Raw genomic sequence first — 11,281 nt, forward strand, 5'->3', positions numbered from 1 at the left:
CCTTCCCCCTTAATAAACCGGGCTCAAGGGAACAATGGCGGAGAACCGCAGCCAGTCCTTCTGCGCCTTCGGCGTCCATGCCGCCTCGGCAATGGCCGGTAGCCTCGGGAAAACCAGATGGTTGAAATAGGCACGATTGAGGAAATGTTCCGACCAGATGCAGGCCTGAACACCTTTCATCCGCTCCTTCAATTCCTCGGGAAATTCGCCGACGGCCTCATAGGCATAGGTATGCGAGGGCGGAACGGTGCCGGCCCAGCTTGCACCCGGCTCCTGCCAGGCTTCATCCTGCACCATGTCGAGATAATAGGCCTGACCCGGTGTCATCACCACGTCATAACCCTGTTTTGCAAGCTCAAGACCGACTTCCGGCTTCTGCCAAGCCATCAGCAATGTTCCAGCCGGATCAACACCGCCACCATGGGAAACTTCGTCCCAGCCGGCAAGCTGGCGGCCACGCTCATGCAGCATCCCCTGAATACGCTTCATGAAATAGGACTGGATGCCGAAGGTGCCATCCAGCCCCTCCTTTTCCATCAGCGCCTTCGCAAGCGGCGAGGCCAGCCATGAACCATCCGCAACCTCGTCGCCGCCAATATGGATCAACCGCGACGGGAACAGCTCCACCATCTCGTCAAATATCTTGCCGAGGAACTCATAGGTCGGCTCGATGGCCGGGTTGAGCGCGTTGTTCGGATATCCCTGCACCGAGCGATAGCTGTCCGGCGCTTCCTGCCCATCCGTCAGTTCCGGATAGGCGACAAGAGCCGCCGTGCTGTGGCCGGGAATATCAACCTCCGGCACGATTTCGACATTCAACGCGGCCGCGTGGGCAACGACCCTGCGGACGTCGTCCTGCGTGTAATAGCCCGAAACCGGCTCAGCCCCGTTGCCAAGCTGCGGCAGAAGCGGTGCATCCGGACCACGGGTCGCACCCACAGTGGTCAGCAGCGGATAGGCCTTGATTTCGAGACGCCATGCCTCGTCATCCGTCAGGTGCCAATGGAAACGGTTCATGCGCAGCCATGCGAGAATATCGATGAGCTGCACGACATCGCCGGTCGGATAAAATTGCCGCGAGACATCCAGATGGCAGCCGCGCCAGCTGTAACGCGGCGCATCGCTGATGCTGCCGGACGCCGGGAACCGGAATTTGGGATCGATACGCGCGCCACGCAGCAATTGCGCCAGAACCGTCAGGCCATATTGCAGACCGGCAGCGGCCGAATACTCCACGACGACCGCATCTTCGGAGAAGGTGATGCGATACCCTTCCGCTTCCAGCCCGCTATGCTGCTTGAAATGAAGCGGCTTTCCCTCATGAACCGGCGCAAGGCTGAAGGGCACATGACCGACGGTAAAAAGCCTGCGGAACAGGGAAAGCACGGTTTCCACCGCAAGAACCTCTTCCGTGCTTGCGTCTTCCGTCGGGAAAAGCGCGACAGGAAAGCCCTCGCCCGGTTCAGCATTGATTTCAGCGGGCCATGGCTGGATGGCGAAAGGCAGATCGAGCTCGCCTTCCGAAAGCAGCACTGGCGCCGGCTCGCTATGACGCCCATCCAGCATCAAATCGCCGACATCAACGGCGCGATGTGTGCCATCGGCAAGGCTGACATAGGCCGATTTCGCCCCGTCGGTGCGATGCCGCGCGGGCCTCAGGAGGCCATCGACGGTAAAGCGCCAGGATTTCCCCGCTTCGAGCACGAAGCCGGCTGGTGGCGCAAACTCATGGAAATTGGCATTACGGCGCAGATAAACCGCATTGCCGCAAACCGGCTTGTCCACCGTCCGCGTCAGCGAGGTGTAGACGATGCGAAAATCCTTCAGCGGCTCGCGGGAAAGATTGACCAGCGTGAACGTAAAGCCGCCGGATGCGGACTCTGCGAGCGGATGCCATGAATTTTCGAGACGATAATTTGCGAGCGCCATGATGCTCCCCTTCATTGCGTATTGAGCCCGTGAAAGGGCTTCGATCAGTAGTGTTCGGATTGCGAAAAAGTCCGGGCCAGCGGCGCCTGCCCCGCCGTCAGCCCGCAATCAACCGGCAGGCATACGCCGCTGATGGCCTGTGCCTGTGGACCGGCCAGAAACGCGACGGCGCTGGCCACATCTTCGGGCCGCACGATCCGCTGCAGCGGATACCAGTGCTTCGCCTCCTCGAAGACCTGCGGATTGCTGGCCGCCCGAGCTTCCCAGGCCTGGGTGCGCACGGTTCCGGGCGCCACGGCGTTGGAGCGGATGCCGAATTTTCCGTATTCGACAGCGATCAACTTCGTCAGATGGATCAGCCCGGCCTTGGCCGCGCTATAGGCCGGATGGCCGAACACCGCCATGCCGTTGACGGAGGTGATATTGACCACCGACCCTTGTGTCCGCTTCAGCGCTTCCTCAAAAGCCCTGAAGCACAGAAACGGCGCTTCCAGATTGAGGGCATTGTCCCTGCGCCATATGTCGGCGGTCGTGTCATGCAGGCTGACGGCCCTTGCAGCACCCGCATTGTTGACGAGGGTCGCGACATCGCCCAGTTCCGCAAGCTCGGCGGCCAGCCGCGCAAGGTCCTGCGGATCGGTGACATCACAGGTCTTCGCGACAAAGCCGGGGCCGGAAAGCTGCGAAAGCGCATTGGACAAGGCGTCGGCATCGATATCGACCAGCACCACCTTCGCATGACTTTCAGAAAGTGCTGCCGCAATCGCCCGACCAATGTCACCTGCCGCGCCGGTAACGACGGCAAGCTGGTCTTTCCTGTCCTTCATCTCCTACCACTCCCTTGAAGCTTTCCAACCCGCCACGGTGCGGGATATCAGGCAATGCAGCCCTGTTTTTTCATTGTCCTTGCTCAGTCACCGAGCAATTGCTTGTCATCCGAATCGCGATGTTCCACGAGCTGCTGCTTGATGTGACGCAGCGTCACCATCGACCTTTGCCGGTGGTGATAAGCGGCAAGTGTCGCCAGAATATCGACGGCCGCCAGATAGGCGTAACGCGATGAGGTCGGACGGAAGATGTTGTTTCCCTCGGGCACATTGACGGCCACAACGATATCCGCAGCCACGGCAAGCGGCGTGTCACTCTGGGTCAGCGCGATGGTGGTCACCCCCATTTCCCGCGCCAGCCTGAAACACTTCACCAGTTCCATATTGCGACCGGAAAAGGACGAACCGATGATCACGTCTTCCTTGCGTGCGGCGGCCGTCATCATCAGTTGCATGCTGTGATCGGCACTGGTGGAGACACGCAGACCAAGGCGGAACAGCCGGTTCTGGATTTCCGAGGCGATCATCGATGAATTGCCGCCGGCACCGAAGGCATAGATCATGCCGCCATTGGCAATCTTGATCGCCGCTTTTTCGGCAAGGGCGGGGTCAAGGGTCTTGTGCAGCAGGAAAAGCGCTTCCTGCGCCTTGGCAAGCACCTCCTCGGCAACATCCGACGGGCCGGTGCTCGATGGTTCCGAGGTGAGATAACGAATGCCCACATAGGCCGTCTTGGCGAGGCTGACCTTGAAATCCGAAAAGCTCAGACAACCCACACGACGGCAGAAACGTGTCACCGTCGGCGGAGAAACCTCGGCGCGGGCCGCAAGCTCGATGATCGAGGCATTGACGGCGAATTCGAAGTCCGAAACCAGAATATCGGCGATCCGCCGTTCCGATTGCGAGAACTGCCCCCTGTCTTCCTGTATTCTTGCGAAAATATCCATGTTCACCGGTCTCCGTTCCGCCAAAACTTAAGGCTTGGCCCCGTTACCGATGCATCCTAATCCAAGACGCCCGTCAACCGTGCATACCCATGAATCGACCATCTTCCGTCCCGATGACGACACGCCGAATATCCTTGATTTGAAAATGATTTTCTTTGTTGATTGCGAGATGAGCATATGCCAACAATCTGCGCCAGAGAAATCTCCAAATCCTGAAAATAATTTCAACAACGGACCACAACCATGCGCGATCCATTCAAAAACCCCTTTACCGAAACAGACACCGCCCGCCATTCGATCTGGGAAATGCTGGTGACGCGGGACATCGATGCCTTCCTCGCCGCCGACTGGTCGCAGGTCGCGGATGATTTCGTCGAGGACGGCTTTCTCGGCATCAACGCCAATCGTGAGACTAATCCGGACAATTGGCGCCTGTCCTTCCCGTCGCTCACCGCCTATCGCGACGAATGGCTGAAACAGGCGAAGGATTTTCAAACCCAGCAATTTGCCGAAGACCCAAGAGGCGCCATCTTCACCACCACCACGCTGGAAGAGATCGAAGTGGAAGGTGAAACCGCGCTGGTTCGCAAGAAGTTCGACGGCGGGCTTCGTAAGGCCGATGGCAGCTTCGACGTCATGAAATGGCAGACGCTCTATTATTGCCGGCTGCACGAAGGACGCTGGAAGATCAGCGGTTTCACCGGTTACATGCCCAATCCCATGCCCTGATAGAGCAGACATGCGGGAACGTTGCGAACGCCGGGCCGAAAGCCCGGCGTTGTTTTTTCGTCTGGCGGCGACGGCAGAAAACCGCCGCAGATGCATCGCGTCAGAAACAGCCGGGCACGGGAAAACAGATTTCATGGCCCGGTTCCTGCCCTTTATTGGATCAGCTTGAGGACGGAAAGGTCGACGCGCCGTTCGAGCGCAATGCCGCTTTCATCGAACAGGTGGCAATCCGATGCCTTGATGCCGGTGATGATCGGTTCATCAACGACGACAGGCGCGGAACCGGAAAGCAGCGCGCAATAGTTCTCACCCGTCGGGGCAATCCCATAAGCGATCGTGTTCACTCCCAGCCGCTCGATGACGCTGGGCGCGACCTTCACATTAAGGTCAGCCGTTTCAAGGCCTGTATGTTCCGGGCGAATGCCAAGCGTCAGTTGCCTGCCTTCGAGGCCAGCGCGAGGTTCCACCGGCACGGTGATTGTCTGGCCCTCATATTCCACAGTCACGCCCTCGGCGCTGGCAGCTTTGCAGGTGACCTTCAGGAAATTCATTTTCGGGTTGCCGATGAAGCCGGCCACGAACAGGTTCGCCGGCTTGTGGTAAAGCTCGAGCGGAGCACCGACCTGGGCGATTTCGCCGGCATTCAGCACCACGATGCGGTCAGCCATGGTCATGGCCTCGACCTGATCGTGGGTGACATAGATCATCGTCGCCTGCAGCGTCCGGTGAAGATTGGTAAGCTCGATGCGCATGTCGGCGCGGAGTGCCGCATCGAGGTTGGACAGCGGCTCATCGAACAGGAATATCTTCGGCTCACGAACGATGGCGCGGCCAATTGCGACACGCTGGCGCTGGCCACCGGACAACATGCCGGGACGTTGCTGCAGGCGCTGGTCGAGTTGCAGGATCTTGGCAACCCCCTCGACCTTTTCCTTGATCTTGCTCTCTTCCATCTTTTCGACGCGGAGCGGAAAAGCGATGTTTTCGAAAACCGTCATATGCGGATAGAGCGCATAGGACTGGAAGACCATGGCGATGCCGCGTTTGACCGGCGGCAATTCATTGACCTTCACGCCGTTAATGACGACGTCGCCGGCGGTAATATCCTCAAGGCCGGCGATCATGCGCAGCAATGTGGATTTGCCGCATCCCGAAGGGCCGACAAAAACGACGAACTCGCCATCCCTGATGTCGAGCTGAACGCCCTTGATGACTTCGAAATGTCCATAGTTCTTGCGGACGTTATTGAGATAAAGCTGACCCAAAACTTGCCTCTCCCGTCACCAGCCGACATCAGGCTGCGTTCAGAGACGTTCCGAGACATGGGGAAAACCGCGTCTTACCGGAACCGTTGAAAAACATGAGAAGCCCCTTCCATCACAGCGGCGGGCATTCTCGCGGCGAATTCATGAGGTTGCGGGCGACCTGCGCCCGCAACCGTCGCATTGTGGATTATTTATACTGCTCGAGCGCGGTGGAGGCCTTCTTCGCGGCATCCTCCGGGGTCGCCTTGCCGGTAACGACAGACTGCACCATCTCGATCATCGTATCCTGGAAGCCCTTGTAGTCGGTGAAGAGCGGCTCGGGACCACCATAGGCGATACCGTCGATCAGCGGCTTCCAGAAGGGGTCCTTGGCGACAAATTCATCAACCTTGGCCGACGGACGCAGCGGGGTGAGGCCAGCGCCGCCCTGCAACTCGTACTCGCCCTGCGGGCCGGGCGAAGTGATGAACTTGGCGAATTCGGTCGCCTTTTCTTCCACGCCGGTTCCCTTGAAGATCGCAAGGCTGTCGGTGATGAGCAGCGTGCCGGGACCCTTGGCTTCGGGGCCGAGCGGCAGCGTTGCAATGCCCCAGTTGATCTTGGTTTCCTGCAGGCGGGTTGCAGCACCCGAACCGGCCTGGATCATGCCAACCTTGCCATCAAGGAAGATGGCGCGGATTTCGTTCTGCTCGTAGGCCGTGGGACCTTCGACGGAATAAGGCGTGATGTCCTTGTAAGCCGTGAGGGCTGCAACGACCTGCGGGCTGTCGACGGTGATCTTGTCGCCGTCGATGACCTTGCCGTTATTGGTATAAACCCAGTGCATGAACTGGTGCATGGTGTTGTCGAAGGTCTTGGCGGGCAGACCATAACCGGCAATGCCGGTCTTTTCCTTGATCTGCTTGGCGAAGGCGATTTCTTCAGCCCAGGTCTTCGGCGGCACTTCCGGGTCGAGACCGGCCTGCTTGAACAGATCCTTGTTCCAGTAGAGCGCCTTGGTCGAGAATGCGACCGGCACGCCCCACTGCGTGTCCTCGAAGGTGACCGTGTCGACGATGTTGGGGTAATAGGTCTTCTTTTCGTCTTCCGTCATCGGCACCGGAACGATGAGATCGTTCTGCGCGAACTGCTTCAGCGTGCGCGAACCGACATAGGCCATGGCGACCGGGGTGCCGGCGGCAGCGAGCGTCGTTGCCTTGTCCTGGCACTGCGCCCAGCCAACGACCTCAGGAACAACCTTGAAGCCGGCATTCTTGCCTTCCCATTCCTTGATGTATTTTTCATGGATGGGGTCCATCTTGTCGCCGCAATAGATCCAGCTGATCTCCTTGTCGGCGGCATGTGCCGTCACCGTGGTAAGGGCAGTGGAACCGGCAAATGCGAATGCGCAAAGCGCCAATCCGTAATGTTTCAGTGCCATAATTAGTCTCCCGTTTTGGTGGTCGTTCCGGTTGTTGTTTATTTCACCGCGCCGGCGGTAAGCCCGCTGACGAGATATCGTTGCATGAAGAAGATCACGACCATGGCCGGCGCGATGCCGACGAAGCTGGCCGCCATCAACTCATTCCAGATGACTTCCTGGCGACCGAAATAGGCAAACAGGCCGATGGGCAGCGGCATATATTCGGTCTTGGAATTGAAGGTGAGCGCGAAGATGAACTGCTGGGCGTAAGCGCCGATGAAGGTGGTGATGGAGACGACGGCGATGCCCGGCATCGCCAGCGGCAGGATGATCCGGCGGAAAGTGTAGAAATAGCTCGCGCCATCCACATAGGCCGCCTCTTCCAGCTCCCGCGGAATGCGCAGCATATAGGTGCGCAGCAGCCAGATGGCGGTGGGGATCAGGAAGGCAGCGCCGGGAATGATCATTGCCAGATAGGTGTTCAGCACACCCATGTTGCGCATCAGCCGGTAAAGCGGGATCAGCAGAACCGCGCCCGAAAACATGTTGATGGCGAGAAACGCACCCAGCAGTTGTCCACGCCCGCGAAACTGGAACCGGGCAAAGGCATAGGATGCCGGCACCACCAGCAGAAGCACGATGATGGTTGAGATCGTCGAGATGAAGAAGGAGTTGAAGACGTACCGGGCAAAACCGGGAACGCTGACCCACATGGTCCGGTAGGCCTCGAAGGACCCGTTTTGCGGCCAGAACTTGTAGGGCGAGGAAAAGAGCAGGCTGAGCGGTTTCAGCGAAACCAGAAAACCTTCCACGAAGGGTGCCAGCACGAAGGTCAGGAATACGGCGATGCCGCAATAAATCCCGACCATTTCATACCACCTGTAGCGGTTGATCATCGCATTTTTGTCGGTCATCGGCTGGCCTCCTGCGAGATACGGCTGGTGATGCGGAAGTAGAAATAAGTGAAGATCGACAGGAAGATGCAGATCAGTACGGCGCGGGCCGCACCTTCACCGTATTTGTAAGAGCCGATCGCCGTTTTATAGGTATCGATGATCATGGTCGTCGTCTGGCCGGTCGGGCCGCCCTGCGTCAGGATCCAGATGATATCGAACGAATTGAAGGTCGAAATCAGCGAGATCATCGACATGGTGATCATGGCGGGCAGCATCAGCGGCAACGTGATGCGGCGGAAGCGGTAAGCACGGCTGGCGCCGTCCGTCCACGCCGCCTCATAGAGGTCCTGCGGGATGGCCTGGATTGCCGCCAGCAGATAAAGCGTCACCATCGGCACGCCGATCCACACGTCGGTGATGATCGTCGCCCAGAAGGCCGTGTTGCCATAGGCTAGGAACGCGACCGGGCCATTTACCAGACCGAGATTCTGCAGCACGCCGGAAATCATGCCGAACTGGCCGTTATACATCCAGCCCCACATGAAGATGCCGATAGCCATCGGCACGATCCATGGTGGCATCGTCAGGATACGGAACAGCGCCCGGCCAGGAACGGCCGAATTCAGGAGCACAGCACCAAATGTGCCAATGATCATCTTTATCGAGACAGAAAAGAACGTCCAGACAAAGGTCCGCGTGATGACATCGGCAAAGGTCGCGTTGAAGATTTTCTCGTAATTGATGAAACCCACCCAATTCGTCGTTTTTCTGAGCGACGCATCGGTAAACGACAGGATGAAGGTATCGACGAGCGGATAAGCAACGATAACCGTGATGTATAAAAGCGCCGGCAGAAGAAGAAGCCAGGCGAAGATGACCGCGCTGCGTTTCGCATCCATCGCAGCGCCCCCTTAAGCCGATTTCACGGCGGAGGATTTTGGCTGCCCATGGAGCGCCAAGTCATATTCATCCCAGACCGGCTTGAGGTCCACCACCTTGCGGCCGTGACGTGCCTCGTCCATGGCAAGCGCCAGAATGCCGGCCTCGATCGCATCGAGCGCGGAGACCGGCAAGAGCTCGCCCTTGACGATATGGGCGATCACATCCTCTGCCATCTGCTCGTCGGCGCCATAATGCTGCGAGAGCGTGGTGGCTGCCGAATAGGTCTTGGCCACGGTCTTTTCGTTGGTCCGGGCATTGTGCACGTTGAGGAAGCCGCGCACGAAGTCGCCCTCCGCCATGCCCTTGGCGCCGATCACGCAGAAGCGGCGGAAATCGTCGGGAACGTTGAGATTGGTATGGAACGCAAGCGACGCGCCATTTTCATATTCGACGATCGCCGTCTGGTAATCGATGATGTCGCCGTCGCTGTCGAAGACCTTTTCGGAACCCATCCAGCCGCTCGGCTTGCGATGGTAGACCTCCATGTCATTGATACCGTCATTTTGCGGGGCATTGGCAAGCGTGAAGCTCTTGCGCCCGCCGAAGCTCGATACGAACCGCGGCCGCGCACCGACGACACCATTATAAAGATCGAGATCGTGGCAGCATTTTTCCAGCATGAAGGAGCCGGAATAATGCTCATAGCGCCGCCAGTCGCGCATGAAGAACGCGCCGTGATAGGGCGGAATATGTTCCGAGGCCTCGATGGAGACGACATCGCCCAGCTTGCCTTCGGCCTGCGCGGCCCGCAGATCGCGGTAAAGCGGCGAATAACGCAGCACAAGGCCGACCAGCAGCCGCTCGTGGCCATGCTTGTTGAGCAATCGGGCAAGCTCAAGGCTCTCCTCGATGCTGACGACGATCGGCTTTTCACTGAAGATGGTGCAACCGGCTTCGAGCCCAAGGCGGATATGCTCCAGATGCATATGGTTCGGCGAACCGATCATCAGAAGATCGAATTTTTCGTTGGCGATCAGCTCCTCGGGGCTGTCATACGCCTTGCCGACCGAAATGCCCTTTTCCTGCAGACCCGGCAGACCAGCCGGTGCGGGATCGACATAACCGACGATCTCGAAATCCTTGTCGATTTCATGAAAAACGTAGCCCAGATAACCGAGACGGAATCCGAGTCCGATAATTCCCACTTTCATGAACTTGTTCCCTGTTCATTCGTAATTCATTTTCGCAGAAGCGACCATTTCTACGTTGGCCATTCAGTTATCTGCGATAATTGCCTGCCACGATGAAATTAATTTTCACGACGGTCAAGTTAAATTCGATTTCGCACGCCCAACCCAGGACCGGAAGCCGATTTTTCCCAGCAATACGGATGCGCAACAGGGCGCCGCCGATCACCGTTGCGAAAACAATACCAAAAAAATGCCAATCGTCTAGAGCAATATCTGCAACCGGAAAATTTTTTTGGTTAATGGGTGAATTTCACGCATAAGGCCTCATTATTCGGCAAACTATCGAATAAAACCCTTATTAATCGTACAAATTCGTTAATGGTTCTATTTTGGTATTGCCGATTATGGCGCGTATGGTATAGCCAGAATTGGCACATTAGGTGCGACAGAGGTTATGGATGAACGGGGCAGTGCTTAATCTGGATGACCTGCAATCGGGAGGCGGCGGCCCGCTCTACCGGAAACTGCGTCAGACGATTGAAGACGCCATCAATGGCGGCCGCCTGAAACATGGCGACGCCCTGCCGCCCGAGCGTGACATTGCCGAAAGCGCCGGTGTGAGCCGCGTTACGGTGCGCAAGGCGGTGGATGATCTGGTGCGTGACGGCCTGTTGGTCCGCAGGCACGGCTCCGGCACCTTCGTCGTCAAGCCCATCACCCGCATGCAACAGCCACTCACCAAGCTTACCTCGTTTACGGAAGACATGCGCCGGCGGGGAATGGCCGCAAGCACGCGCTGGCTGGACAGGGGTCTGTTCTATCCGACCGGCGACGAGATGATGGCGCTCGGCCTTTCCCAATCCGCCATGGTGGCGCGGCTTACCCGTCTGCGCCTTGCCAATGACCAGCCGATTGCGCTCGAAGTGACGAGCCTGCCCGGTGATCTCTTGCCCGACCCGCAGCTGGTCGAGAACTCGCTTTATCTGGAGCTTGAGAAAAACGGCATTCGCCCCGTCCGTGCCATTCAGCGCATTTCCGCCCGTAATCTCACGGATGAGGAAACGCTGCTGCTGGGCGTTCCGCCGGGCTCCGCCGCGCTGTCCGTTCAGCGCATGGCCTATCTGGAAAGCGGGCGGCTCATGGAAATATCCCGCGCCCTTTACCGCAGCGACGCCTATGACCTCGTCGCCGAATTGACGATGACCTCAGAGTGA

10 protein-coding genes are annotated in these 11,281 nt (G+C 58.2%); 2 read left to right on the top strand and 8 right to left on the bottom strand.

Features of this window, described 5'->3' with window-relative positions; translation table 11 throughout:
- Window positions 1–9: 9 nt before the first annotated feature.
- The 3 genes from M0412_RS17510 to M0412_RS17520 all read right to left on the bottom strand — a co-directional run bounded on the left by M0412_RS17510 (window position 10) and on the right by M0412_RS17520 (window position 3,703).
- Window positions 10–1,929: a beta-N-acetylhexosaminidase gene (locus tag M0412_RS17510; protein ID WP_269701265.1), complete on the bottom strand. Its 1,920-nt coding sequence runs from the start codon at window positions 1,927–1,929 to the stop codon at window positions 10–12.
- A 44-nt stretch (window positions 1,930–1,973) separates the two neighbouring features.
- On the bottom strand, window positions 1,974–2,756 hold the full coding sequence (locus M0412_RS17515; RefSeq protein ID WP_269701263.1) for an SDR family oxidoreductase: 783 nt from the start codon (window positions 2,754–2,756) through the stop codon (window positions 1,974–1,976).
- Between the two features lie 83 nt (window positions 2,757–2,839).
- Window positions 2,840–3,703 carry a MurR/RpiR family transcriptional regulator gene (locus M0412_RS17520; RefSeq protein ID WP_046799507.1) on the bottom strand — a complete coding sequence of 288 codons (864 nt, stop codon included), beginning with the start codon at window positions 3,701–3,703 and terminating at the stop codon, window positions 2,840–2,842.
- A 243-nt stretch (window positions 3,704–3,946) separates the two neighbouring features.
- Between M0412_RS17520 and M0412_RS17525 the strand changes: the two genes are divergently transcribed.
- Window positions 3,947–4,432: a hypothetical protein gene (locus M0412_RS17525; protein ID WP_269701261.1), complete on the top strand. Its 486-nt coding sequence runs from the start codon at window positions 3,947–3,949 to the stop codon at window positions 4,430–4,432.
- Between the two features lie 152 nt (window positions 4,433–4,584).
- Here M0412_RS17525 and M0412_RS17530 read toward each other — a convergent pair whose 3' ends face one another.
- The 5 genes from M0412_RS17530 to M0412_RS17550 all read right to left on the bottom strand — a co-directional run bounded on the left by M0412_RS17530 (window position 4,585) and on the right by M0412_RS17550 (window position 10,088).
- The gene (locus M0412_RS17530) at window positions 4,585–5,697 is read right to left on the bottom strand and encodes an ABC transporter ATP-binding protein (protein WP_269701259.1); all 1,113 of its coding nucleotides are present in this window, start codon (window positions 5,695–5,697) and stop codon (window positions 4,585–4,587) included.
- Between the two features lie 187 nt (window positions 5,698–5,884).
- On the bottom strand, window positions 5,885–7,117 hold the full coding sequence (locus M0412_RS17535) for an ABC transporter substrate-binding protein (protein WP_269701256.1): 1,233 nt from the start codon (window positions 7,115–7,117) through the stop codon (window positions 5,885–5,887).
- 38 nt (window positions 7,118–7,155) lie between these two features.
- A complete protein-coding gene (locus tag M0412_RS17540; protein WP_142842323.1) occupies window positions 7,156–8,013 on the bottom strand; it encodes a carbohydrate ABC transporter permease in 858 nt (285 codons plus the stop codon).
- The gene (locus M0412_RS17545; protein ID WP_052818771.1) at window positions 8,010–8,894 is read right to left on the bottom strand and encodes a carbohydrate ABC transporter permease; all 885 of its coding nucleotides are present in this window, start codon (window positions 8,892–8,894) and stop codon (window positions 8,010–8,012) included. The genes M0412_RS17540 and M0412_RS17545 overlap by 4 nt, the downstream gene beginning before the upstream one ends.
- Before the next feature lie 12 nt (window positions 8,895–8,906).
- Window positions 8,907–10,088 carry a Gfo/Idh/MocA family protein gene (locus M0412_RS17550; protein WP_269701249.1) on the bottom strand — a complete coding sequence of 394 codons (1,182 nt, stop codon included), beginning with the start codon at window positions 10,086–10,088 and terminating at the stop codon, window positions 8,907–8,909.
- A gap of 437 nt (window positions 10,089–10,525) precedes the next feature.
- Between M0412_RS17550 and M0412_RS17555 the strand changes: the two genes are divergently transcribed.
- Window positions 10,526–11,281, top strand: coding sequence for a GntR family transcriptional regulator (locus M0412_RS17555; RefSeq protein WP_269701248.1), 756 nt, complete (start codon window positions 10,526–10,528; stop codon window positions 11,279–11,281).

The sequence above is a fragment of the Agrobacterium sp. O3.4 genome, assembly GCF_041414895.1.
In the GTDB taxonomy this organism is placed as follows: domain Bacteria; phylum Pseudomonadota; class Alphaproteobacteria; order Rhizobiales; family Rhizobiaceae; genus Agrobacterium; species Agrobacterium cucumeris.